This is a genomic window from Pseudomonas sp. SJZ078 (assembly GCF_007828255.1).
GTDB lineage: Bacteria > Pseudomonadota > Gammaproteobacteria > Pseudomonadales > Pseudomonadaceae > Aquipseudomonas.
The window spans coordinates 45,787-68,576 of sequence record NZ_VIUG01000016.1 but is presented as its reverse complement, the minus strand read 5'-3'; the positions used below and the strand labels follow the sequence as shown (position 1 = coordinate 68,576).

Here is a 22,790-nt window from a genome sequence, read left to right as displayed (position 1 = left end):
GTAAAAAACAGTGGGAAACGATCAGCTGATATCGATCATTTCGAAATCCATTTTGCCGACACCGCAATCCGGGCATAGCCAATCGTCTGGAACGTCCTCCCAGCGGGTGCCAGGCGCGATGCCATCGTCAGGCCAGCCGTCAGCTTCGTTGTAGATCAGGCCACAGACGATACATTGCCACTTCTTCATTCCAATACTTCCTCAAGATGTCAGGCCTTGCCGGGATTTTCCGGCTCAGGGCCGTTTTGTACTGATCGCTTGCGGCAGATGCAAGCATGATCGGCCGGCTGCAGGCCGGGCCAGTCAAAACCCGCGTCCGACATGGTAAGCTCGCGGCCTCATTTGCTGCCATTCAAGACCTCTGTGCCGCATACAAATTCGATATTTCCTACACTTCAATGGTTGCCCCAGCACCTGCTGTCGCCCCGTCCCGATGCTGGTGTACTCGACTGGCTGTTCGACGAAGGTTCCCTGACCCGGCGCCTCACGCACCTGTCGGACGGACATTTCAGCGTGGCACCGTTGTTCGAGGGCTGGCAGCCATTGCGCGATGACGAGTGTGCCGCGCTGGACCTGGCCCCAGGCAGCGAAGGCTGGGTGCGCGAGGTGTATCTGCATGGCCATGGCGAGCCTTGGGTGTTCGCCCGCAGCGTGGCGGCCCGCAGTGCATTGCAGGGCGATGGGTTGCAGATGGACGGGCTGGGCAGCCGTTCCTTGGGGGAGCTGTTGTTCTGCGACCAGGCCTTCCAGCGCGGCCCCATCGAGGTATGCCATTATCCCGAGCAGTGGCTGCCGCGCGACGCGCGCGCCGCTGAGTTGTGGGGCCGGCGCTCGCGTTTCGATCGCGGGGCGTTGAGTGTGCTGGTCGCGGAAATCTTCCTGCCGCGCCTGTGGAGCGTCGCCCGTGCCTATTCGGAGACTTACTGATGTACCTGCAACTGCTCAAGTCCTTGAACCGCCTCAACCCACGAGCCTGGGACTTCGTGCAATTGACCCGCATGGACAAGCCCATCGGCATTTATCTGTTGCTGTGGCCGACCCTGTGGGCACTGTGGATCGCCGGTAACGGCTCGCCGTCGCTGGCCAACATCGTGATTTTCGTCCTCGGCGTGACCCTGACCCGCGCCGGTGGCTGCGTGATCAACGATTGGGCCGACCGCAAGGTGGACGGCCACGTCAAGCGCACCGCACAGCGCCCGCTGGCCAGCGGCAAGATCAGTTCGAAGGAAGCCCTGGTGTTCTTCGCCGTGCTGATGGCCGTGAGTTTCCTGCTGGTACTGTGCACCAATACGCCGACAATCCTACTGTCCTTCGGCGGGCTGGCGCTGGCCCTCACCTACCCGTTCATGAAGCGCTACACCTACTACCCGCAAGTGGTCCTGGGCGCGGCGTTCTCCTGGGGCATGCCGATGGCGTTCACCGCCGAAACCGGCCATTTGCCGGCGGCCGCGTGGCTGCTGTACATCGCCAACCTGCTGTGGACAGTGGCCTACGACACCTACTACGCGATGACCGATCGGGATGATGATTTGCGGATCGGCGTGAAGTCCACGGCGATCCTGTTCGGCGATGCCGACCGGGTGATCAATCTGACGCTGCAGGGTCTGGCCCTGGGCTGCCTGCTGCTGGCCGGTTCGCAGTTCAAGCTGGGCGGCTGGTTCCACCTGGGGCTGGTGGTTGCGGCCGGATGTTTTGTCTGGGAGTTCTGGTACACCCGTGGCCGCGACCGGATGCGCTGCTTCCAGGCGTTCCTGCACAACCACTGGGCCGGGTTGGCGATTTTCGTGGGGATCGTGCTGGATTATGGGTTGCGCTGAGGTCAACTGTGGTGAGGGGATTTATCCCTTCGCCACAATTGAATTTTCATCAGCCCAAGCGGGTGGTTCGTCAGTCGGCCTTCGCGGCCTTCCAGGCGCCGTTCTTCAGACCGTCACCGGTCGCTTCTCCTGGCGCCTTGTCCTTGATGAAGGTGTATAGAGGCTTGCCATTGTAAGCCCACTGCATCGAGCCATCCTCTCGCTTGATCACCGTCCATTTGCCCATGGATTTGGCATTTTTGTCCGCCATGAGCGGTGGCCAGTTGGTTGCGCATTGGCCATTGCACGCCGATTTGCCATCCGCGTCCTCAGCAAACGTATACAACGTCATGCTCTTGTGGTCCGTCAGCATGCCATTCTCTTTATCGACCATCGCCGGCTCGGCCGCAAACGCCAACGCAGGCAGCGCCAGGGCAGCCATCATCGCCAGCGCCTTGGTGGTTTGGGTGAAGTAAGTCATGGAAACCTTCTTTTGTGGTTGTCAGGATTCGGACTGAAAAGCGTAGTCCAGAATCCTCCTTACCGTTGGACGCGGAAATAACTGTCACACGACTGCAATAATTCCGTTATCTAATGCGGCGCAAGACAGTTAAATGACAAGAGGATTACCCCATGGTTGGCAGGAGCATTCTGATCGTCGACGACGAGGCGCCCATCCGCGAGATGATTGCCGTTGCGTTGGAGATGGCCGGCTATGACTGCATGGAAGCAGAGAACTCCCAACAGGCCCACGCCATCATCGTCGACCGCAAGCCCGATCTGATCCTGCTGGACTGGATGCTGCCCGGCACGTCCGGCATCGAGCTGGCGCGCCGCCTCAAGCGCGATGAGCTGACCGGGGACATCCCGATCATCATGCTCACCGCCAAGGGCGAGGAAGACAACAAGATCCAGGGCCTGGAAGTGGGCGCGGATGACTACATCACCAAGCCGTTTTCCCCACGGGAGTTGGTGGCGCGCCTGAAAGCCGTGTTGCGTCGCGCCGGGCCAACCGATGGCGAAGCGCCGATTGAAGTCGGCGGCCTGCTGCTGGACCCCATCAGCCACCGCGTGACCATCGACGGCAAGCCCGCCGAGATGGGCCCGACCGAATATCGCCTGCTGCAATTCTTCATGACTCACCAGGAGCGCGCCTACACCCGCGGGCAACTGCTGGATCAGGTCTGGGGCGGCAACGTCTATGTCGAGGAACGCACCGTGGATGTGCACATCCGCCGCCTGCGCAAAGCCCTCGGTGACGCCTACGAGAATCTGGTACAAACCGTACGCGGCACCGGTTATCGTTTTTCTACCAAGGCATGAGAAAAGCGGCTGCGAGTTTCAAGCTACAAGCTGCAAGCAAAAGCCACTACCGACCCGCTTCAAACTTGCAGCTTGAAGCTTGCAGCTTTCAGCTGTTTCCAAAGGAAGCCCCGTGAATCAAAACTGGCATGGCACCCTGATTCGCCACATGTTGTTGCTGGTGACCGGCTGTTTGCTGATCGGCCTGATCAGCGGCCATTACGGCTGGAGCCTGGCCGCTGGGCTGGGGCTTTACCTGGCCTGGACCCTCAAGCAATTGCTGCGCCTGCATGAATGGCTACGCCTGCACAAACCCGACGAAGCGCCACCCGACGGCTATGGCCTGTGGGGCGAAGTGTTCGACAGCATCTATCACCTGCAACGGCGCGACCAGCGCGTGCGCGGCCGCCTGCAAGCGGTGATCGACCGGGTCCAGGAGTCCACCGCCGCGCTGAAAGACGCGGTGATCATGCTCGACAGCGATGGCAACCTGGAATGGTGGAACCGCGCCGCCGAGACTCTGCTGGGCCTCAAGACGCCCCAGGACAGCGGTCAGCCGGTGACCAACCTGGTACGTCATCCGCGCTTCAAGGAGTATTTCGAGCAGGACAACTACGCCGAGCCGCTGGAGATTCCCTCGCCCACCAACGACCGACTGCGCATCCAGTTGTACATCACCCGCTACGGCAACAACGAGCACTTGATGCTGGTGCGCGACGTCACCCGCATCCATCAGTTGGAACAGATGCGCAAGGACTTCATCGCCAACGTGTCCCACGAACTGCGCACACCGTTGACGGTGATCTGCGGTTACCTGGAGACCCTGCTCGACAACGTCGAAGAGGTGAACCCACGCTGGAGTCGAGCCTTGCAGCAAATGCAGCAACAGGGCGGACGCATGCAGACCCTGCTCAACGATTTGCTGTTGTTGGCAAAGCTGGAGGCCACCGATTACCCGTCGGACAACCAGCCGGTACCCGTCGACGACCTGCTGCAGATCATCAGCGAGGACGCCCAGGAGCTATCCGGTCCCAAGCAGCAGACCATTACCCTGGAAGTTGACCCTGCGGTGCAGCTCAAGGGCAGCGAGGCGGAACTGCGCAGCGCGTTTTCCAACCTGGTGTTCAACGCGGTCAAGTACACGCCGGAGCAAGGCCGCATCCACATCCGTTGGTGGGGCGATGTGCAAGGTGCGCATCTGAGTGTGCAGGATTCGGGCATCGGCATCGACAGCAAGCACCTGCCCCGCCTGACCGAGCGCTTCTACCGCGTCGACTCCAGTCGCAACTCCAACACGGGAGGCACCGGGTTGGGCCTGGCCATCGTCAAGCACGTGCTGCTGCGTCATCGCGGGCGCATGGAAATCAGTAGCGTACCCGGCCACGGCAGCACATTTACCTGCCACTTCGCCCCGGCGCAGGTGGTCCACGCACGTCTCGCCAGCCGTGCCGATTGACACCGATCGGTACTTCCCTCTAGGCAATCGCCGAGTCAGCCGCTACATTGGCTGACTTCTGCCTGCTTTTTTCAGGCCCTCATTTTTAACCTCTACAGCTACTACGGAACCTGCAAAACTCCATCATGGACCCTTCCCCTGGCTTGTCCCTCGTTACACTCTTCGCCGAATTCGGCATGATTCTTTTTGCTCTGGTCTTGGTTCTGCTCAACGGTTTTTTCGTTGCGGCCGAATTCGCCATGGTCAAGCTACGCTCGACCCGGGTCGAAGCCATTGCCGACCAGAACGGCTGGCGCGGGCACATCCTGCGCACCGTCCACAGTCAGCTCGACGCCTATCTGTCCGCCTGCCAGCTGGGTATCACTCTCGCCTCCCTGGGCCTGGGCTGGGTGGGCGAGCCGGCGTTCGCCCACATCCTCGAACCGTTGCTGGACCTGGTAGGCGTTCAGTCGCCAGAGTTGATCAAGGGTATTTCGTTTTTCACCGCGTTCTTCATTATTTCGTACCTGCACATCGTGGTCGGTGAGCTGGCGCCCAAATCCTGGGCGATCCGCAAACCCGAGCTGCTGTCGCTGTGGACCGCCGTGCCGCTGTACCTGTTCTACTGGCTCATGTACCCGGCGATCTATCTGCTCAATGCCAGCGCCAACGCCATCCTGCGCATAGCCGGCCAAGGCGAACCCGGCCCTCATCACGAGCACCATTACAGCCGTGAAGAGCTGAAGCTGATCCTGCACTCCAGCCGTGGCCAGGACCCGAGCGACCAGGGCATGCGCGTCCTCGCGTCGGCCGTGGAGATGGGCGAGCTGGAAGTGGTGGATTGGGCCAACTCCCGGGAAGACCTGGTGACGCTGGAATTCAATGCGCCACTCAAGGAAATCCTGGCGCTGTTCCGTCGTCACAAGTTCAGCCGCTACCCGGTGTACGACAGCGAGCGCCAGGAGTTCGTCGGCCTGTTGCACATCAAGGACCTGTTGCTGGAACTGGCAGCCCTGGACCACATCCCCGAGTCGTTCAACCTGGCCGAACTGACCCGTCCCCTGGAGCGCGTATCCCGGCACATGCCGTTGTCGCAATTGCTGGAGCAGTTCCGCAAGGGCGGCTCGCACTTCGCCGTGGTCGAGGAAGCCGACGGCAACATCATCGGCTACCTGACCATGGAAGACGTGCTGGAAGTGCTGGTGGGCGATATCCAGGACGAACACCGCAAGGCCGAGCGCGGCATTCTGGCCTACCAGCCGGGCAAGCTGCTGGTACGCGGCGACACGCCACTGTTCAAGGTCGAGCGCCTGCTGGGGATCGACCTGGACCATATCGAAGCCGAGACGCTTGCCGGGCTGGTCTACGAAACCCTCAAGCGAGTGCCGGAAGAGGAAGAAGTGCTGGAAGTCGAAGGCCTGCGGATCATCATCAAGAAGATGAAAGGGCCGAAGATCATTCTGGCGAAGGTGTTGATGCTCGATTGAGTCGTTGACTCAAGATCCGCGGCGCTGCCATCGCGAGCAGGCTCGCTCCCACATGGATCCCTGTTTGCCGAGAGTTTGTGTTCACAGCAGGTCCATTGTGGGAGCGAGCCTGCTCGCGATGGCGTCAGCCCTGACACCCCATCACTGCTTGCCCAACGCAAAGTTGGGCAACTCCCCCACCGGTTGATCGAACTGGTAGGGAATCGACACCAGCCCCAACCCGGTGTTGCGCTGCACCACGAAATGCAGGTGCGGTCCGGAGCTGTTGCCGGTGTTGCCCGATAACGCCAAGGGCGTGCCCACCGCCACCCGCTGCCCTTCCCGAACGCTCACCGAACCTTTCTGCAGATGCAGATAGACACCCATGGTGCCGTCGTCGTGCAACACCCGCACGAAGTTGCCCGAAGGGTCGTCGCCACGGCCGGTCTGTTCATTCTCGGTCTTGATCACCACGCCGCCCCGCGCCGCAATGATCGGCGTACCTACGGGCATGGCGATGTCCATGGCGTAGCGGTTCTTCGGACCGTAGTGGCTGTACTGACCGTTGGCGCCCTGGCTCAGCCGGAACGGTCCACCGCGCCATGGCAACGGATAGCGATAGGCCTGTGCCGCGTCCGTCGGGTCACCCAGCGAATATTCGAACCTGGGGGTGTACATCAACGGCTTTGCGGGCTGGATGGCCGTGAGCAGCGCCAGGCGCAGGTTGCTGCGCGCCGGCAGGACCCGCCGAATCGGCCGGCTCGGTGCTCCGCTCACATTGTCCAGGCCGGCGAAACTCAACTCGATCTCAACCGGTGCGTACAGGTCATTGCGTACGAACACAGCGTCCGCACCCTTTTGCTTCTTGATATCGAGAAACACCTGACGCTCCAGGTGCTCGACCATGCGGTCGCGAAAGACGAACACCTGGGCGCCTCGGCTGGGGCGGTCGCTATAGGACACCACGCCGTTGGCATCGGTGGATTTGTAGATGGTCATGGCCATGGCCGACGTGGAGGCCAGGACAAGACTGCAGGCGAACAACAAGGGCGCGAGCATGGGCAAAGGTTCTGTCGAAAATGTAGGCTTGCACAGCAGCCTAGCAGTTGGGATGGACCCGCGTAATCGACGGATGTTTCAGAGTTGAATCAATGAGGTGATCGTTCCCACGCTCCGCGTGGGAAAGCAGCCTGGGACGCTCCGCGGCCCTCAAAACCGAACGCAGAGCGTCCGTGGAGGCATTCCCACGCAGAGCGTGGGAACGATCTCTGAAAGCGCCGCTGGATCAGGCGCCCGGTACGAAGTGCTTCTGCGCGGTACCGCGGGCGATCAGGCGGGAGATGTAGTCGAGTTTCTGCGGGTCTTTGTCGACGAAGCGGAAGGTCAGTTGCAGCCACTCGCTGTCCGGCGTCTGTTCGTGGGCAACGATAGCGTGCAGGTAGCCGTTCAGGCGCGCGGTTTCGGCGTTGTCGCCCTGCTCCATGTCCAGCACCGAGCTTTCGAGCACTTGCGGCAGAGTATCGGAGCGTTTGACCAGCAGCAGCGCTTCCTTGAGGCTCAGGGCCTTGATCACGCATTGCTGGGTGCCACTGGCCAGGCGCAGCTGGCCCTGGCCGCGGTTGGCGCCGACGGAAGCGGATGCTACAGGCGCCTTGACCGGCGGGCTGTTGAGCAGACCACGGGCCGGCGCAGCGGCAGGGGCGGCCGGTGCCGCAGCGGCTGGCCTGGTGGGCGCAGGCGCAGTAGCGGCGACGACCGGAGCCGCCTTGCCGCCCGTCAGGGCACTGAGGGAATCATTGCCGAACGCGGAGTTCATCTTGGTCGGCGCGCTGTTCATCAGGGTGTCGAGCTTGCCGACCTTGTGCAGGGCCTGCTTGACCTTGGTCAGCAACTGTTCGTTGGTGAAGGGCTTGCTGACATAACCGGAAACACCGGCCTGGATCGCCTGGACCACGTTTTCCTTGTCACCACGGCTGGTGACCATGACGAACGGCATGCCCTTGAGGTTGTCCTGCTGACGGCACCAGGTCAACAACTCAAGGCCGGACATTTCCGGCATTTCCCAATCGCACAGCACCAGGTCGAACGCCTCGCGGGCCAGCAGAGCCTGGGCTTTTCTGCCGTTCACTGCATCTTCGATACGGATGCCCGGGAAGTAATTGCGCAGGCACTTCTTCACCAGGTCACGAATGAACGACGCATCGTCCACGACCAACACACTGACCTTACTCATCCAGATACACCTCTAAAAAATCCCGGCAAGCATACCGCTTTTACTGATGGCACATCGCCAAAAACCGTCAGTCACGCCGGGACTTTTCGTTCACGGGGTGCTGCTGTCGATAAAAAAATGGCAAAAAAAAAGCCCGACCAGAAGGCCGGGCGCTTTTCCTGGCAATCCTACTTATCGTCAAATTCACCCGGAACATTAGGGGTTTCCGACGGGGTGCCCTCAACTTCTTCCTTCATGCGCTTGAGCCCCATGTGCCGTACGTCGGTACCGCGCACCAGGTAGATCACAAGTTCGGAGATGTTACGCGCATGATCACCGATACGCTCCAGGGAACGCAGCACCCAGATGATGCTCAACACCCGGGAGATCGAGCGCGGGTCTTCCATCATGTAGGTCGCCAGCTCACGCAGGGCGGTCTTGTATTCGCGGTCGATGATCTTGTCGTATTGGGCCACCGACAACGCCAGGTCGGCGTCGAAGCGAGCGAAGGCGTCCAGCGCATCGCGAACCATGTTGCGAACCTGGTCGCCGATGTGGCGAACCTCGACGTAGCCGCGCGGCGCCTCGCCTTCTTCGCACAACTGAATGGCACGACGGGCGATCTTGGTGGCTTCGTCGCCAATCCGCTCGAGATCGATCACCGATTTGGAAATGCTGATGATCAACCTCAGGTCGGAAGCGGCCGGCTGGCGGCGAGCCAGGATGCGCAAGCACTCTTCGTCGATGTTGCGTTCCATCTGGTTGATCTGGTCGTCGATCTCGCGCACCTGCTGGGCCAGGCCGGAGTCGGCCTCGATCAGCGCGGTCACCGCGTCATTGACCTGCTTTTCCACCAGGCCGCCCATGGCCAGCAGGTGACTGCGTACCTCCTCCAGCTCGGCGTTGAACTGGGCGGAAATGTGGTGAGTAAGGCCTTCCTTCGAAATCATGGGTTTGCTCCGCAAAAGCTGTGAGCTGCAAGCTACAAGCTGCAAGCTGATGTGTGTCGTGACTCGTACCGCTTTGACTTGCCGCTTGAAGCCCGCGGCTCGCAGCTGCCGCTAGCCATAGCGGCCCGTGATGTAGTCTTCGGTCTGCTTCTTGGCCGGATTGGTAAACAAGGTGTCGGTATCGCCGAATTCCACCAGCTTGCCCATGTACATGAAGGCCGTGTAGTCGGAAACCCGCGCCGCCTGCTGCATGTTGTGGGTCACGATGACGATGGTGAACTTGGACTTGAGCTCGTAGATCAACTCTTCGACCTTCAAGGTCGAGATCGGGTCCAGGGCCGAGCAGGGTTCGTCGAGCAGCAACACTTCCGGTTCCACGGCGATGGTGCGGGCAATCACCAGGCGTTGCTGCTGGCCACCGGACAGGCCCAGGGCCGAATCATGCAGGCGGTCCTTGACCTCATCCCACAGCGCCGCGCCCTTGAGGGCCCATTCCACGGCTTCGTCGAGAATGCGCTTCTTGTTGATGCCCTGGATGCGCAGGCCGTAGACCACGTTTTCGTAGATGGTCTTCGGGAACGGGTTGGGCTTCTGGAACACCATGCCCACGCGACGGCGCAGCTCCGCAACGTCTTCGCCCTTGCGGTAGATGTTGTTGCCGTAGAGGTTGATTTCACCTTCGACGCGGCAACCGTCCACCAGGTCGTTCATACGGTTGAAGGTACGCAGCAAGGTCGACTTGCCGCAGCCCGACGGACCGATGAACGCGGTCACGCGTTGTTTCGGGATGTTCAGGCTGACGTCGTACAGCGCTTGCTTCTGGCCATAGAACAGGCTCAGGCCAGGCACTTCGATGGCGACGGTTTCCTCGGCCAGGTTCAGGCTCTGCTTGTTGCGACCCAGGGCCGACATGTTGATGCCGTGTGTATGTGCTTCGTGTTGCATGGGCTCACTCCGTTCGTAGCTGCAAGCTTTGAGCTGCAAGCTGCAAGTTTGGGCAAAAGCGGCTTCTAGCTTGCCGCTTGTAGCTATTGGCTGTTAGCTATCCAACGCCTTGTACTTCTCGCGCAGGTGGTTACGGATCCACACGGCCGACAGGTTCAACGTGGCGATCACCACTACCAGCAGCAACGCCGTGGCATAGACCAGGGGGCGCGCCGCTTCGACGTTCGGGCTCTGGAAGCCTACGTCATAGATGTGGAAGCCCAAGTGCATGATCTTCTGGTCCAGGTGCACGTAGGGGTAGTTGCCATCCAGCGGCAGCGACGGCGCCAGTTTCACCACACCCACCAGCATCAGCGGCGCCACTTCACCGGCGGCGCGGGCCACCGCGAGGATCATGCCGGTCATCATCGCCGGGCTCGCCATCGGCAGGACGATCTTCCACAGGGTCTCGGCCTTGGTGGCACCGAGGGCCAGGGAACCTTCACGCACGGTTCGCGGGATTCGCGCCAGGCCTTCTTCGGTCGCCACGATCACCACCGGCACCGCCAGCAGGGCCAGGGTCAGGGAGGCCCAGAGCAGGCCCGGGGTGCCGAAGGTCGGCGCTGGCAGCGCTTCGGGGAAGAACAGACGGTCAACCGAGCCGCCCAGCACATAGACGAAGAAGCCCAGGCCGAACACGCCATAAACGATGGCCGGCACGCCCGCCAGGTTGTTCACCGCAATGCGGATCAGGCGGGTCATCGGGCCCTGGCGGGCGTATTCACGCAGGTAGACCGCCGCCAGCACGCCGAATGGTGTCACGATCATCGCCATGATCAGGGTCATCATCACCGTGCCGAAAATCGCCGGGAAGATCCCGCCTTCGGTGTTGGCTTCACGGGGGTCGTCGCTGAGGAACTCCCAGACCTTGCTGAAGTAGAAACCGAGTTTGGTGAAGGTGCCCATGCCGTTCGGCTGATAAGCGTGCACCACTTTGCCGATGCCAATTTCCACTTCCTTGCCGTTGGCATCACGGGCGGTCAGGCTGTCGCGGTTGAACTGGGTGTGCAGGTCGGTCAGGCGCGCTTCAATTTCCTTGTAGCGCGCATCGAGCTCGGCACGTTCACTGGCCATGTCGGCTTGGGCGGCGGCGTCGAGCTTGCCCTCCAGCTCCAGCTTGCGACCGTGCAGGCGGATACGCTCCAGGCCGGCGTTGATGGCGCCGATGTCGGATTTTTCCAGGGTCTTGAGTTCCGCGGCGAGCTGATTGACCCGCGCAATGCGAGCCTGCAACTGCGGCCAGGCGGCCTCGCCCTCGGCAACGACCTTGCCTTCTTCCTTGACGTTGACCAGATAGCCGTAGAAGTTGCCCCACTCACGGCGCTCGATGGCCATCAGCTCCGGCGGCGTGGTCTGGTCGCTCAGCCAGTCGCCGACGATCCAGGTGAAGTCGGTGCCGTTCAGGTCCCGGTTGCCGACCTTGATCAGCTCGCGGGTCATGAACTCGGGGCCTTCGTCCGGCACCGGCAGGCCGGCGCTCTTCAGGCGCTCACGAGGCACTTCTTCCTTCTGCACCACTTCACCGACCACCAGGTGCGCGGGCATGCCCGGCACGTTGTAGTTGGCGTGGATCAGGTCCGCCGGCCAGAAATGGCCCAGGCCGCGCACGGCGATCACCGCCAGCAGGCCAATGGTCATGATGACAGCGATGGACACTGCGCCGCCGCTGATCCAGACGCCGGGGGCGCCGCTCTTGAACCATCCTTTCAGGGAGTTCTGTTTCACAGACTTCTACCTTTCTTAAAGCGACGAATATTTCTTGCGCAGACGCTGACGGATCAGCTCAGCGAGGGTGTTCATGACGAACGTGAACAACAGCAACACCAGCGCCGACAGGAACAGCACGCGGTAATGGCTGCCGCCGACCTCCGATTCAGGCATTTCCACCGCCACGTTGGCTGCCAGGGTCCGCAGGCCTTCGAACAGGTTCATCTCCATGACCGGCGTGTTACCGGTGGCCATCAAGACGATCATGGTTTCGCCCACCGCACGGCCCATGCCGATCATCAGCGCCGAGAAGATGCCCGGGCTGGCGGTTAGGATCACCACGCGGGTCATGGTCTGCCAAGGCGTGGCCCCCAGGGCCAGGGAGCCCAGGGTCAGGCCGCGCGGCACACTGAACACGGCGTCTTCGGCGATGGAGTAGATGTTCGGGATCACCGCGAAGCCCATCGCCAGGCCCACCACCAGGGCGTTGCGCTGGTCGTAGGTGATGCCCAGGTCATGGGAGATCCACATGCGCATGTCGCCGCCAAAGAACCAGGCTTCCATGTACGGGCTCATGTACAGCGAGAGCCAGCCCACGAACAGAATCACCGGAATCAGCAAGGCACTTTCCCAGCCGTCCGGCACCCTCAGGCGAACGGACTCCGGCAGGCGGCTGAAGACGAAACCGGCCACCAGGATGCCAATCGGCAACAGCATCAGCAGGCTGAAAATGCCTGGCAGGTGCCCTTCAACGTAAGGTGCCAGGAACAGGCCGGCGAAGAAGCCGAGGATCACCGTCGGCATGGCCTCCATCAATTCGATCACCGGCTTGACCTTGCGGCGCATGCCCGGAGCCATGAAGTACGCAGTGTAGATGGCGGCAGCCACCGCCAGGGGAGCCGCCAGCAACATGGCGTAGAACGCGGCTTTCAGCGTACCGAAGGTCAGCGGCGACAGGCTCAGCTTGGGTTCGAAGTCGGTGTTGGCGGCGGTCGATTGCCAGACGTATTTAGGCTCGTCGTAGTTCTCGTACCAGACCTTGCCCCACAACGCGCTCCAGGAGACTTCCGGGTGCGGGTTGTCCAGCGACAGCGGCTGGAGCTTGCCGCCCTGCTCCACGATCAGCCGGTTGGCCCGTGGCGACATGCCGAACACGCCCTGCCCATCGACTACCTGGTCCACCAGCAATGTGCGGTGGGCGGTGCTGTGGAACACACCCAGCTTACCGGCGGCGTCGAGGGCGACGAAGCCTTTGCGACGCTCTTCGGCGGTGATCTCGACGATGGGCGCGGTGCCCATCTGGAAGGTGCGGATCTCTTTCAGGCGTTGCTCGCCGTCAGGATCCCGGGCCATGAACCATTGGGACAAACCGCCCTTGGAGTCCCCGACGATCAACGAAATCCCACCCACCAGTTGGGTCGCGGTGGTCACCTGGGCGTCGGCGTTTTCCAGTAATTTGTAACGGCCATTGAGGCTCTTGTCCCGCAGGCTGAACACATCGGCCTGGGCCCGACCATTGACCACGTACAACCACTGCTGGCGCGGGTCGACGAAGATGTTCTTCACCGGCTCGGTCATCTGCGGCAGATCGATTCGCGTCTGCTCGCTGGTGACTTCACCGGTCATCATGTTTTCTTCGCTGGTAATCGACAGCACGTGCAACTGGGCGCCGCTGGAACCGGCGATCAGCAGGGCCGAATCGGTGGCATTGAGGCTGACATGCTCCAGCGCAGCGCCCTGCTCGTTCAAGACGATAGGCGTTTCGCCATAAGGGTATTCGACGGCCGGCGAGATGGTCTTCTTGCCGTCCGGGTAGCTGACCTTATACGTGTGACGGAACACCAGGGCCTGGCCATTGGACAGACCGATGGCCACCAGCGGGCTGCCGGGCTGGTCTTCGCCAATGGACGTCACGTTGGCGCCGGCTGGTACCGGCAGGTCGACACGACGCAGCTCGGCACCGCTGTCAATGTCATAGAACAACGCCTGCCCCTTGTCGGAAACCCGCATGGCGACCTGGTTCTGTTCTTCGATGGCGATCAGCAGTGGCTTACCGGCGTCCTGCATCCAGGCCGGCGTGATCGAGTCCTTGGCGGTCAGGTCCGCGCCCTGGAACAGGGGCAGCACTACATAGGCCAGGAAAAAGAAAATCAGGGTGATGGCCGCCAGGACGGCAAGCCCGCCGACCAGGACGTACCAGCGGGTCAGGCGGTCCTTGAGCGCACGGATACGGCGCTTGCGTTGCAACTCAGGCGTATTGAAATCAATGCGCTTGGGAGGGGAAGTCGTAGTCATTGTGGAATTGGCCAGATCATTCATGCGCACACCCTAGCGATCCTGTATGACAGAAAGATGACAATGCAGTGACGCAACAAATCCGCCGCCCGTGGAAACTGGCAGCGGAGAGGAAATTAGTGTCTGTGGGAGCGGGCTTGCTCGCGATGAGGACGTCACATTCAACAGCTGTGTCGACTGACCCACCGCTATCGCGAGCAAGCACGCTCCCACAAGAGGCCGGGCGTTGGCCCGGGCTCAAGTGTTACTGCTTGGCGACGTTGCCGCCTTCCGACAGCCCCAGATCAGCCAGTGCCTTGGCGGCTACTTTGGCTGGCAGCGGGATGTAGCCATCCTTGACCACGACTTCCTGGCCTTGCTTGGACAGGACCAGCTTCACGAACTCGGCTTCCAGCGGCGCCAGAGGCTTGTTCGGAGCCTTGTTGACGTACACGTAGAGGAAACGCGACAGCGGGTATTTGCCGTTCAGTGCGTTTTCTTCGGTGTCTTCAATGAACTCGGTGCTGCCTTTCTTGGCCAGGGCCACGGTTTTCACGCTGGCGGTCTTGTAGCCGATACCCGAATAACCCACGCCGTTCAGCGAGGAACTGATCGACTGAACGACCGAAGCCGAGCCAGGTTGTTCGTTGACGTTTGGCTTGTAGTCGCCTTTGCACAGGGCTTCTTCCTTGAAGTAGCCGTAGGTGCCGGATACCGAGTTGCGACCGAACAGTTGAACCGGCTTGTTGGCCAGGTCGCCGGTCACGCCCAGGTCGCCCCAGGTCTTGACGTCAGCCTTGGCGCCGCACAGGCGGGTGGACGAGAAGATCGCATCGACCTGTTCCATGGTCAGGTGCTGGATCGGGTTGTCCTTGTGCACGAATACAGCCAGGGCGTCCACGGCAACCGGGATAGCGGTTGGCTTGTAGCCATACTTCTGTTCGAAGGCCTGCAGTTCGTTGTCCTTCATCTTGCGGCTCATCGGGCCCAGGTTAGCGGTGCCTTCGGTGAGTGCGGGCGGCGCGGTGGAGGAACCGGCGGCCTGGATCTGGATGTTTACGTTCGGGTATTCCTTCTTGTAGTTCTCGGCCCACAAGGTCATCAGGTTTGCCAGGGTATCGGAGCCGACGCTGGAGAGGTTGCCCGACACACCAGTGGTCTTGGTGTAGCTCGGGATCGCAGGGTCAACAGCGGCAACCGCGTTGGCAGTCGCAACGCCAGCAGCGACAAAAGTCATTGCCGCCATCAAACGCTTCAGTTTCATGCCTTACTCCTAGCAGATAGGGTGTGTTAAGTCGGCCAAGTATCGGTAAGCCGTGTGAACACTCTATGGCTGAAATATGACAATTGGATGAAAGGCCAGCATTGAGTTTTACAGGATGATTCGTGATGGCCCCCAATCGCGAGCAGGCTCGCTCCCACAAGGGTTTGCGGTGTGCGCAGAACCATTGTGGGAGCGAACCTGCTCGCGATGAGGCCGGAAAAGCCGATGAAAGGCCCGGGGCCTAGCGCCCCTTCTTCCAGAGATAAGCCCCCACCACAATCCCCATCCCACACAGGACCGCCACGTAATACGCCGGCCCCATCGGGCTCTCCTTGAGCAGCAGGCTGACGATCATCGGCGTCAGGCCGCCGAAAATCGCGTAGGCCACGTTGTAAGAGAACGACAGGCCGCTGAAGCGCACCACCGGTGGGAAGGCCTTGACCATGACGTAGGGCACCGCACCAATGGTGCCCACCAGCAGGCCCGTGAGGGCATACATCGGAAACAGCCATTGCGGATGGTCGGCCAGGTTGTGGTAGAAGGTCCAGGCACTGGCCAGCAATGCGGCGCAGCCGAAGACGAAGACCCGCCCCGCACCGAAGCGGTCCGCCAGGGCACCGGCCAGGATGCAGCCGATGCTCAGCATCACGATCGCCACGCTGTTGGATTGCAAGGCAGTGGTCGGCGCGAAATGGTAGACCGTCTGCAAGACCGTCGGGGTCATCAGGATCAGCACCACAATGGCGGCGGACAACAGCCAGGTCAGCAGCATGGAAATAACAATGGCCCCGCGGTGGTCGCGCAGCACCGCGCGCAGCGGCACTTCTTCAGCCAGGGCCTTGCGCAGCTGCAGCTCGGCAAACACCGGGGTTTCGTGGAGCCACTGGCGCAGGTACACCGAAAAGAGGCCGAACACACCGCCCAACAGGAACGGGATGCGCCAGGCATAATCCGCCACTTCCACCGGCGTATAGAGTGTGTTGATCGCAGTGGCCACCAAGGAGCCCAGCAGGATCCCCGCCGTCAGGCCCGACGTGAGGGTGCCGCAGGCATAACCGATATGGCGCCCCGGAACGTGTTCGGAGACGAACACCCAGGCCCCCGGCACTTCACCGCCAATGGCCGCGCCCTGGATTACCCGCATCAGCAACAGCAGGATCGGCGCCCACATGCCGATCTGCGCGTAGGTCGGCAACAGGCCCATGATCAGGGTCGGCACAGCCATCATGAAGATGCTCAGGGTGAACATCTTCTTGCGGCCCAGCAGGTCACCGAAGTGCGCCATGACAATACCGCCCAGGGGCCGGGCCAGATAGCCGGCGGCAAAGATGCCGAATGTCTGCATCAGACGCAGCCACTCGGGCATGTCGGCGGGGAAGAACAATTTGCCGACCACGGTGGCGAAGAATACGAAAATGATGAAATCGTAGAACTCCAGGGCACCGCCCAGGGCAGACAGCGACAAGGTCTTGTAGTCGTTGCGGGTCAGCGGACGGGCGGGTTGCGCAGGGGCTGCCGTGCTCGAAGGCGCAGTGGTCATGGCGAAGGCTTCTCTTATAGTCGGTTCTGCAACCCGGAAATCGGGGTTGGAGCGGTTCGGCACGATAGCAAATTGTTGGAAAAAGCACAGGGAGGCGCGTCATTCTCGGTCGAAATCAGAACCGGGTGGTCGTCTCGACGGCTATCGCCCGATATACTCGCTAGCTTGCGACACTCTGTAAGGGGTTGCTGTGCGAAAACGTCGTTGGTGGTGCAGAGTTTGTAGGAGAAAGACACCAGGGCCAGCCGGTTTCGCAGAGTCTCCCTTTAGCGCGCCTTTCGAAAAACGTGACGAACGCAATGTGTTCGGGCTGAATCGTTTTTTACAAAGACGGCTATTCACCTGAAGTACAAGACAGAGTTACGGGTCAGAGGCACCCCCGGCATGATAGAGCTCGAACAAGAAGATCCAATCCCGCAAGGCGACCTTGCCCTGCAAATCACCGCGCTTCCCCGCGACACCAACGGCTTCGGCGATATCTTCGGCGGCTGGCTGGTGTCTCAGATGGACCTGGCCGGCACGGCGATGGCCAGCCGGGTAGCCGGCGGGCGCGTGGCGACCGTGGCGATCGATCGCATGGCGTTCCTGGTGCCGGTAGCCGTAGGTGCACAGCTGTCGTTCTATACCCAGACCCTGGAAATCGGCCGCAGCTCGATCCAGATGATGGTCGAGGTCTGGAGCGACGACCCGCTGTCCAGTGAATGGCGCAAGGTGACCGAGGCGGTGTTCGTGTTCGTCGCCATCGACGGCAGTGGTCGCACCCGTTCGGTTCCGCCGCGCGCCCGTTAAACGCGACGGCCGTTTTGTGGTCCATTGCGGTTCCTGTTCCTGAACGAGGTTTGCAGTATGCCCACGCCCAATGTCGAAGCCGTCAAACTGGATGAACTCAATGGCTGGCGTATCCGCCACGGTCAGGCCGAGTTGCTGGTGGCCCAGCAAGGCGCGCATATCCTCAGTTATCAAGTGGATGGCCAACCGCCGCTGATCTGGCTCAACGACCAGGCGACCTTCAAGGCTGGCAAAAGCATTCGCGCCGGCGTGCCGGTGTGCTGGCCATGGTTCGGTAACCTGACACGCAACCCCGACAGCGTCCAGGCCATGCGCGTGAGCAACGAGCCGGCCACGGCCCACGGCCTGGTGCGGGCGATGGATTGGGAATTGAAAGGCATCGAGGCCGAGGGCGAAGGCCTGAAAATCGAGTTCGTACTGCCCTACCCCGAAAACGGCCTGGCGGGCTGGCCTCATCAGGTCGACCTGACGCTGACCATCGTGATGGACGCGCAACTGCACATCAGCCTCACCAGCCATAACCGCGGCAGCGAAACCGTCAGCCTCAGCCAGGCGCTGCACAGCTATTTCGCCGTGAGCGACGTGCGCAACGTGCACGTCGAAGGCGTGGCCGGATTGAACTACATCGAAACCCTGGACGATTGGAACACCGCCACTCAGGCCGGCGACCTGCACTTTGCCGGCGAGACCGACCGTGTCTATCTCGATACCCCAGCGACGCTGAGCATTGTCGACCCGCATTGGGAACGACGGATCGAACTGACCAGCAGCGGCTCACGCTCGGCGGTGATCTGGAACCCCTGGACCGAACGCGCCAAGGCCTTCAGCGACATGGCCGACGATGGCTGGCAACGCATGCTGTGCATCGAGACGGCGAACGTGATGGATGATGTGGTGACGCTGCTGCCGCAAGCCAGCCATACCCTGGGTGTGAGTATCAGGAGCAAACCGCTCTAAGCCACACTACAAAACCATTGTGGGAGCGAGCCTGCTCGCGATAGCGATCTGTCAGCCACCATTACCTTGACTGATCCACCGCTATCGCGAGCAGGCTCGCTCCCACAGGGGATTTGCGTCGGACCAACCGACGGTTACAGATCCGCCTCCTGCACCACCCGCACCTTCTCCGCGTCCAGTGCATATGCCGCGCTCGCCAGGTCGTTGTCGACCTTTTCGATTTTCAGCGTGCCGGTCACCCACAGCGGCGTGTAGATGTCGTCCAGCTTCAGGCCCTTGGGATAGCGCACCAGCACCAGTTGGTTAGGCGGCGGTGGCGGGACGTGGATGCAGGCGCCGGGGTATGGCACCAGGAAGAACAACGTACTGCGACCCTTGGCGTCGGTTTCCAACGGCACCGGGTAACCGCCTATGCGGATGTGTTTGTCGTTCATCGACGCCACGGTCTTGGTCGAATACATCACCGCCGGCAAGCCTTTGCTCTGCTTCAGGCCACCCTTGTTGGTGAAGGTGCCATTGGCTTCGGGGGAATTGTGGTCGATCTCGGGCATGGCCTCGAGGGCTTTCTGGTCCGACTTGGGCATCAGCTCGAGCCAGTCGGTTTCCGGCAGCTCGGCAGCATGGGCCAGGCCACTGCCCAGCAGAAGAAGGGTCAACACTAGACGGCGCATGAAAGGGCTCGGCAATGAGTGATGGATGGAACGCCGGGCATTCTAGCCCCCTGCGCGCGCCATGCGCAGGGGGCTTTGTCGCATTGACTCAGTTTCTTTTGATCAGGCCGTAGATCACCAGCAGCACGATCGCGCCGACCAGGGCGCCAATGAAACCGGCGCCTTGCCCGGCCTGGTAGATACCCAGAGCCTGACCGCCATAGGTGGCTGCCAGCGAACCGCCGATACCGAGCAGGATGGTCATGATCCAGCCCATGCTGTCATCGCCCGGTTTCAGGAAGCGTGCCAGCAGGCCGACGATCAAGCCGATGAAGATGGTTCCGATGATTCCCATGGCAATTCCCCTTTTGAGTGAGATCGCCAAAGCCTAGTCAGACTTTGGCACCTTGCCATGAGAGAATCCGGCCGACGAATGGTTCCAATCGTGTTGCAGATTATTGCTCGGCGATCAGCGTCTCGACCTTGATGATCTGCTGGGCCAGCGTCGCCCGGTCAGCACAACGCAGGTTGGCGTGACCAACCTTGCGCCCGGCCTTGAACGCCTTGCCATAGTGATGCAGATGGCAGTCGGCAATCGCCAGGACCTTCTCGGTATCCGGTACCTTACCGATGAAGTTCAACATCGCGCTTTCACCAACCTTGGCAGTCGAACCCAGCGGCAGGCCGGCGACCGCCCGCAGGTGGTTTTCGAACTGGCTGCACTCGGCGCCTTCGCTGGTCCAGTGCCCGGAGTTGTGCACCCGCGGCGCGATTTCGTTGGCCTTGAGACCGCCGTCCACTTCGAAGAACTCGAACGCCATCACGCCGACGTAGTCCAGTTGCTTGAGCACGCGGCTGGAATAATCTTCGGCCAGGGCCTGCAGCGGATGGTCGGTGCTGGCGACGGAGAGCTTGAGAATGCCGTCCTTGTGGGTGTTGTGCACCAACGGGTAGAAACGGATTTCACCGTCGCGGGCACGCACGGCGATCAGCGAGACTTCACCAGTAAACGGCACGAAACCTTCCAAGAGGCAGCCCACGCTGCCCAGCTCGGCGAACGTACCGGCAACGTCTTCAGGGTTGCGCAGAACTTTCTGGCCCTTGCCGTCATAACCCAGGGTGCGGGTCTTGAGCACGGCCGGCAGGCCGATGGCTGCGACGGCGGCTTCCAGGTCGGCCTGGGATTGAATGTCGGCAAAGGCCGGGGTGGGAATGCCCAGGTCCTTGAACATGTTCTTCTCGAACCAACGGTCGCGAGCAATGCGCAAGGCTTCGGCACTCGGGTAGACCGGGACGAACTGGGACAGGAAGGCAACGGTCTCGGCCGGGACGCTCTCGAACTCGAAGGTCACCAGATCGACTTCATCGGCCAGTTGGCGCAGGTGATCCTGGTCGCCGTAGTCGGCCCGCAGGTGTTCACCCAGCGCGGCGGCACAGGCGTCCGGCGCCGGGTCCAGGAAAGCGAAGTTCATCCCCAGCGGCGTACCCGCCAGGGCCAACATGCGACCCAACTGGCCGCCACCGATTACACCGATCTTCATTCGTCAACAACCTCAGGCAATGCGTGGGTCTGGATTGTCCAGGACGCTGTCTGTCTGCTCAGCGCGGAATTTTTTCAGCACGGTATGGAACTGTGGATGCTTGGCGCCCAGGATGCTCGCCGACAACAGGGCGGCGTTGATCGCACCGGCCTTGCCGATGGCCAGGGTCGCGACCGGAATGCCGGCCGGCATCTGCACGATGGACAACAGCGAATCGACGCCCGAGAGCATCGACGACTGCACCGGCACGCCCAGCACCGGCAGGTGGGTCTTGGCCGCACACATGCCTGGCAGGTGAGCCGCGCCACCGGCACCGGCGATGATCACCTCGATGCCACGGGCCTCGGCTTCTTCGGCGTACTGGAACAGCAGGTCCGGGGTGCGGTGGGCAGAGACCACTTTCACCTCATAAGGGATGCCGAGCTTTTCCAGCATATCGGCGGTGTGGCTAAGGGTGGACCAATCGGACTTGGAGCCCATGATCACGCCAACCAATGCACTCATCAATGTGCCTCTTCTCTCTGGGCGCCCGCAGGCGCGTCAAAAAACAACAAGCCACGCGGGAAACCGGCGTGGCTTGTTGTACGAATAGTGGCCGATCCGAACCGGCCGAAGGCCGCGCAGTATACCGCAATGAAGCAGATAAACAGCCCCTGTCGCGACCATCTGTCATTTGTGCCTGGACGGCGGTTTTATTGACCTCAAGGTCAATACAAGAACACCTCGGCCCCCTCTGTGGGAGCGGGCTTGCCCGCGAAAGCAGAGTATCAGTGCAGAAGGTGGTGACTGGCACGCCGCTTTCGCGAGCAAGCCCGCTCCCACATCTGGTCGGTGTTGATTCCATATGTTGTGAACGACCCAAACCCCGTGGGAGATTCTATGTTGCCTGACCCACCGCTATCGCCAGCAGGCTCGCTCCCATAGGGGATTGTGGTGGGATCAGGAGGCTGTGGCGCCCTGTGCTGCGCCGCCTTCGAGCTTGCGCCACAACAACCGCACATTGGCCTTGCGCACCAGGGCGCAGCGGTACAGGCGGATCTCCAATGGGACGTGCCATTGCCCACCGCCGCAGATCACCAGTTCGCCCCGGGCCAGTTCGGCGCGCACGCTCAGTTGCGGCACCCAGGCGATGCCCAGGCCTTCCAGGGCCATGCTTTTCAAGCTGTCGGCCATGGCCGTTTCGTAGACCGTGGTGAAACGCAGCGCCCGCTGGCGCAGCAACTGGTTCACCGAGCGACCGAGAAACGCCCCGGCGCTGTAGGCCAGCAACGGCACACTGGCCTCGCCTTCGAGGTCGAACAGCGGTTTGCCGTTGGCGTCGGCGGCGCACACCGGCAGCATTTCGGTCTGGCCCAGGTGCAACGACGGGAAGATTTCCGGATCCATCTGCATCGCCGAATCCGGGTCGTAGAACGCCAGCATCAAGTCGCAGCCACCCTCACGCAATGCATGGACGGCATCGCCGACGTTGGTCGCCACCAGGCGCGTGGCGATGTTCATGCCTTCGTTGCGCAGCTGCGCGATCCAGCGTGGGAAGAAGCCCAGGGCCAGGGAGTGCGCGGCCGCCACCTGGATCACTTCGCCCTGCCCGCCTTCCAGGTGATGCAAGTGCCGCAACACCTCGCCCAACTGCTCCACGACGGTGCGCGCCGTCACCAGAAACAACTGCCCGGCCGCCGTCAGCTCGACCGGCGTGCGGGAGCGGTTGACCAAGGTCAGCCCCAGCGCCGCTTCCAGGCTACGGATCCGCCTGCTGAACGCCGGTTGCGTGACGAAACGCCGTTCGGCCGCCTGGGAGAAGCTGCGGGTAGCCGCCAAGGCACTGAAGTCCTCAAGCCATTTGCTTTCAAGATTCATCACGTTCTCCCGAAACATGCACCAAAACAGGTCACACGTCCGCCGTACTGCCGGCGTCACATCCGC

General features: G+C 61.5%; 22 protein-coding genes. 7 read left to right on the top strand and 15 right to left on the bottom strand.

Features of this window, described 5'->3' with window-relative positions; genetic code table 11:
• Positions 1-21: 21 nt before the first annotated feature.
• Positions 22-189 carry a rubredoxin gene (locus tag FBY02_RS15765; protein WP_144929036.1) on the bottom strand — a complete coding sequence of 56 codons (168 nt, stop codon included), beginning with the start codon at positions 187-189 and terminating at the stop codon, positions 22-24.
• Between the two features lie 174 nt (positions 190-363).
• Between FBY02_RS15765 and FBY02_RS15760 the strand changes: the two genes are divergently transcribed.
• Both FBY02_RS15760 and ubiA read left to right on the top strand, forming a co-directional pair.
• Positions 364-927, top strand: a complete 564-nt coding sequence (locus FBY02_RS15760; RefSeq protein ID WP_144929034.1) for a chorismate lyase — start codon at positions 364-366, stop codon at positions 925-927.
• The gene (ubiA, locus tag FBY02_RS15755; protein WP_144929032.1) at positions 927-1,817 is read left to right on the top strand and encodes a 4-hydroxybenzoate octaprenyltransferase; all 891 of its coding nucleotides are present in this window, start codon (positions 927-929) and stop codon (positions 1,815-1,817) included. Before FBY02_RS15760 ends, ubiA begins: the two co-directional genes overlap by 1 nt.
• A 70-nt stretch (positions 1,818-1,887) precedes the next feature.
• On the opposite strand, the gene FBY02_RS15750 is transcribed toward ubiA, so the two are convergent.
• The gene (locus FBY02_RS15750; RefSeq protein WP_144929030.1) at positions 1,888-2,277 is read right to left on the bottom strand and encodes a hypothetical protein; all 390 of its coding nucleotides are present in this window, start codon (positions 2,275-2,277) and stop codon (positions 1,888-1,890) included.
• 152 nt (positions 2,278-2,429) lie between these two features.
• On the opposite strand from FBY02_RS15750, the gene phoB reads away from it, so the two are divergent.
• From phoB to FBY02_RS15735, 3 genes are all read left to right on the top strand, one after another.
• Entirely contained in the window at positions 2,430-3,119 is a 690-nt protein-coding gene (phoB, locus tag FBY02_RS15745) for a phosphate regulon transcriptional regulator PhoB (protein WP_003177195.1), read from the top strand.
• Positions 3,120-3,231: 112 nt separating this feature from the next.
• Positions 3,232-4,554, top strand: coding sequence for a phosphate regulon sensor histidine kinase PhoR (gene phoR / locus FBY02_RS15740; protein WP_144929028.1), 1,323 nt, complete (start codon positions 3,232-3,234; stop codon positions 4,552-4,554).
• Positions 4,555-4,679: 125 nt separating this feature from the next.
• Entirely contained in the window at positions 4,680-6,020 is a 1,341-nt protein-coding gene (locus FBY02_RS15735; protein ID WP_144929026.1) for a hemolysin family protein, read from the top strand.
• A 141-nt stretch (positions 6,021-6,161) separates the two neighbouring features.
• On the opposite strand, the gene FBY02_RS15730 is transcribed toward FBY02_RS15735, so the two are convergent.
• From FBY02_RS15730 to FBY02_RS15690, 8 genes are all read right to left on the bottom strand, one after another.
• Positions 6,162-7,058 (bottom strand): M23 family metallopeptidase, encoded by an 897-nt coding sequence (locus tag FBY02_RS15730; RefSeq protein ID WP_144929024.1) that lies wholly within the window; start codon positions 7,056-7,058, stop codon positions 6,162-6,164.
• Between the two features lie 226 nt (positions 7,059-7,284).
• A complete protein-coding gene (locus FBY02_RS15725) occupies positions 7,285-8,232 on the bottom strand; it encodes a response regulator (protein WP_144929022.1) in 948 nt (315 codons plus the stop codon).
• 167 nt (positions 8,233-8,399) lie between these two features.
• Positions 8,400-9,161: a phosphate signaling complex protein PhoU gene (gene phoU / locus FBY02_RS15720; protein ID WP_144929020.1), complete on the bottom strand. Its 762-nt coding sequence runs from the start codon at positions 9,159-9,161 to the stop codon at positions 8,400-8,402.
• A gap of 111 nt (positions 9,162-9,272) precedes the next feature.
• Positions 9,273-10,106, bottom strand: a complete 834-nt coding sequence (pstB, locus tag FBY02_RS15715) for a phosphate ABC transporter ATP-binding protein PstB (protein ID WP_047703856.1) — start codon at positions 10,104-10,106, stop codon at positions 9,273-9,275.
• 93 nt (positions 10,107-10,199) lie between these two features.
• The gene (gene pstA / locus FBY02_RS15710) at positions 10,200-11,870 is read right to left on the bottom strand and encodes a phosphate ABC transporter permease PstA (RefSeq protein ID WP_144929018.1); all 1,671 of its coding nucleotides are present in this window, start codon (positions 11,868-11,870) and stop codon (positions 10,200-10,202) included.
• A gap of 15 nt (positions 11,871-11,885) precedes the next feature.
• The gene (locus FBY02_RS15705) at positions 11,886-13,919 is read right to left on the bottom strand and encodes an ABC transporter permease subunit (RefSeq protein ID WP_178112025.1); all 2,034 of its coding nucleotides are present in this window, start codon (positions 13,917-13,919) and stop codon (positions 11,886-11,888) included.
• Between the two features lie 472 nt (positions 13,920-14,391).
• Positions 14,392-15,390 carry a phosphate ABC transporter substrate-binding protein PstS gene (locus FBY02_RS15695; RefSeq protein WP_144929014.1) on the bottom strand — a complete coding sequence of 333 codons (999 nt, stop codon included), beginning with the start codon at positions 15,388-15,390 and terminating at the stop codon, positions 14,392-14,394.
• A 241-nt stretch (positions 15,391-15,631) separates the two neighbouring features.
• Complete coding sequence (locus FBY02_RS15690; protein WP_144929012.1) at positions 15,632-16,930, bottom strand: MFS transporter; 1,299 nt, start codon at positions 16,928-16,930, stop codon at positions 15,632-15,634.
• 384 nt (positions 16,931-17,314) lie between these two features.
• On the opposite strand from FBY02_RS15690, the gene FBY02_RS15685 reads away from it, so the two are divergent.
• Entirely contained in the window at positions 17,315-17,719 is a 405-nt protein-coding gene (locus FBY02_RS15685) for an acyl-CoA thioesterase (RefSeq protein ID WP_024777863.1), read from the top strand.
• Between the two features lie 57 nt (positions 17,720-17,776).
• The gene (locus tag FBY02_RS15680) at positions 17,777-18,676 is read left to right on the top strand and encodes a D-hexose-6-phosphate mutarotase (protein WP_144929010.1); all 900 of its coding nucleotides are present in this window, start codon (positions 17,777-17,779) and stop codon (positions 18,674-18,676) included.
• Positions 18,677-18,810: 134 nt separating this feature from the next.
• On the opposite strand, the gene FBY02_RS15675 is transcribed toward FBY02_RS15680, so the two are convergent.
• From FBY02_RS15675 to FBY02_RS15655, 5 genes are all read right to left on the bottom strand, one after another.
• Positions 18,811-19,347, bottom strand: coding sequence for a DUF3299 domain-containing protein (locus FBY02_RS15675; protein ID WP_144929008.1), 537 nt, complete (start codon positions 19,345-19,347; stop codon positions 18,811-18,813).
• 88 nt (positions 19,348-19,435) lie between these two features.
• Positions 19,436-19,681, bottom strand: a complete 246-nt coding sequence (locus FBY02_RS15670; protein ID WP_003187057.1) for a GlsB/YeaQ/YmgE family stress response membrane protein — start codon at positions 19,679-19,681, stop codon at positions 19,436-19,438.
• Between the two features lie 100 nt (positions 19,682-19,781).
• Positions 19,782-20,867: a 5-(carboxyamino)imidazole ribonucleotide synthase gene (locus FBY02_RS15665; protein ID WP_144929006.1), complete on the bottom strand. Its 1,086-nt coding sequence runs from the start codon at positions 20,865-20,867 to the stop codon at positions 19,782-19,784.
• Between the two features lie 12 nt (positions 20,868-20,879).
• Positions 20,880-21,371 carry a 5-(carboxyamino)imidazole ribonucleotide mutase gene (gene purE, locus FBY02_RS15660; RefSeq protein ID WP_003196369.1) on the bottom strand — a complete coding sequence of 164 codons (492 nt, stop codon included), beginning with the start codon at positions 21,369-21,371 and terminating at the stop codon, positions 20,880-20,882.
• A gap of 435 nt (positions 21,372-21,806) precedes the next feature.
• Positions 21,807-22,724, bottom strand: coding sequence for a LysR substrate-binding domain-containing protein (locus FBY02_RS15655; RefSeq protein ID WP_144929004.1), 918 nt, complete (start codon positions 22,722-22,724; stop codon positions 21,807-21,809).
• Positions 22,725-22,790: the final 66 nt, after the last annotated feature.

Coding starts and splice junctions, on each gene's coding strand:
- FBY02_RS15765 (WP_144929036.1), bottom strand. CDS start 189: ATGAAGAAGTGGCAATGTATCGTCTGTGGCCTGATCTACAACGAAGCT.
- ubiA (WP_144929032.1), top strand. CDS start 927: ATGTACCTGCAACTGCTCAAGTCCTTGAACCGCCTCAACCCACGAGCC.
- FBY02_RS15750 (WP_144929030.1), bottom strand. CDS start 2,277: ATGACTTACTTCACCCAAACCACCAAGGCGCTGGCGATGATGGCTGCC.
- phoB (WP_003177195.1), top strand. CDS start 2,430: ATGGTTGGCAGGAGCATTCTGATCGTCGACGACGAGGCGCCCATCCGC.
- FBY02_RS15735 (WP_144929026.1), top strand. CDS start 4,680: ATGGACCCTTCCCCTGGCTTGTCCCTCGTTACACTCTTCGCCGAATTC.
- FBY02_RS15730 (WP_144929024.1), bottom strand. CDS start 7,058: ATGCTCGCGCCCTTGTTGTTCGCCTGCAGTCTTGTCCTGGCCTCCACG.
- FBY02_RS15725 (WP_144929022.1), bottom strand. CDS start 8,232: ATGAGTAAGGTCAGTGTGTTGGTCGTGGACGATGCGTCGTTCATTCGT.
- phoU (WP_144929020.1), bottom strand. CDS start 9,161: ATGATTTCGAAGGAAGGCCTTACTCACCACATTTCCGCCCAGTTCAAC.
- pstB (WP_047703856.1), bottom strand. CDS start 10,106: ATGCAACACGAAGCACATACACACGGCATCAACATGTCGGCCCTGGGT.
- FBY02_RS15705 (WP_178112025.1), bottom strand. CDS start 13,919: ATGCAGGACGCCGGTAAGCCACTGCTGATCGCCATCGAAGAACAGAAC.
- FBY02_RS15695 (WP_144929014.1), bottom strand. CDS start 15,390: ATGAAACTGAAGCGTTTGATGGCGGCAATGACTTTTGTCGCTGCTGGC.
- FBY02_RS15690 (WP_144929012.1), bottom strand. CDS start 16,930: ATGACCACTGCGCCTTCGAGCACGGCAGCCCCTGCGCAACCCGCCCGT.
- FBY02_RS15685 (WP_024777863.1), top strand. CDS start 17,315: ATGATAGAGCTCGAACAAGAAGATCCAATCCCGCAAGGCGACCTTGCC.
- FBY02_RS15680 (WP_144929010.1), top strand. CDS start 17,777: ATGCCCACGCCCAATGTCGAAGCCGTCAAACTGGATGAACTCAATGGC.
- FBY02_RS15675 (WP_144929008.1), bottom strand. CDS start 19,347: ATGCGCCGTCTAGTGTTGACCCTTCTTCTGCTGGGCAGTGGCCTGGCC.
- FBY02_RS15670 (WP_003187057.1), bottom strand. CDS start 19,681: ATGGGAATCATCGGAACCATCTTCATCGGCTTGATCGTCGGCCTGCTG.
- FBY02_RS15665 (WP_144929006.1), bottom strand. CDS start 20,867: ATGAAGATCGGTGTAATCGGTGGCGGCCAGTTGGGTCGCATGTTGGCC.
- purE (WP_003196369.1), bottom strand. CDS start 21,371: ATGAGTGCATTGGTTGGCGTGATCATGGGCTCCAAGTCCGATTGGTCC.
- FBY02_RS15655 (WP_144929004.1), bottom strand. CDS start 22,724: ATGAATCTTGAAAGCAAATGGCTTGAGGACTTCAGTGCCTTGGCGGCT.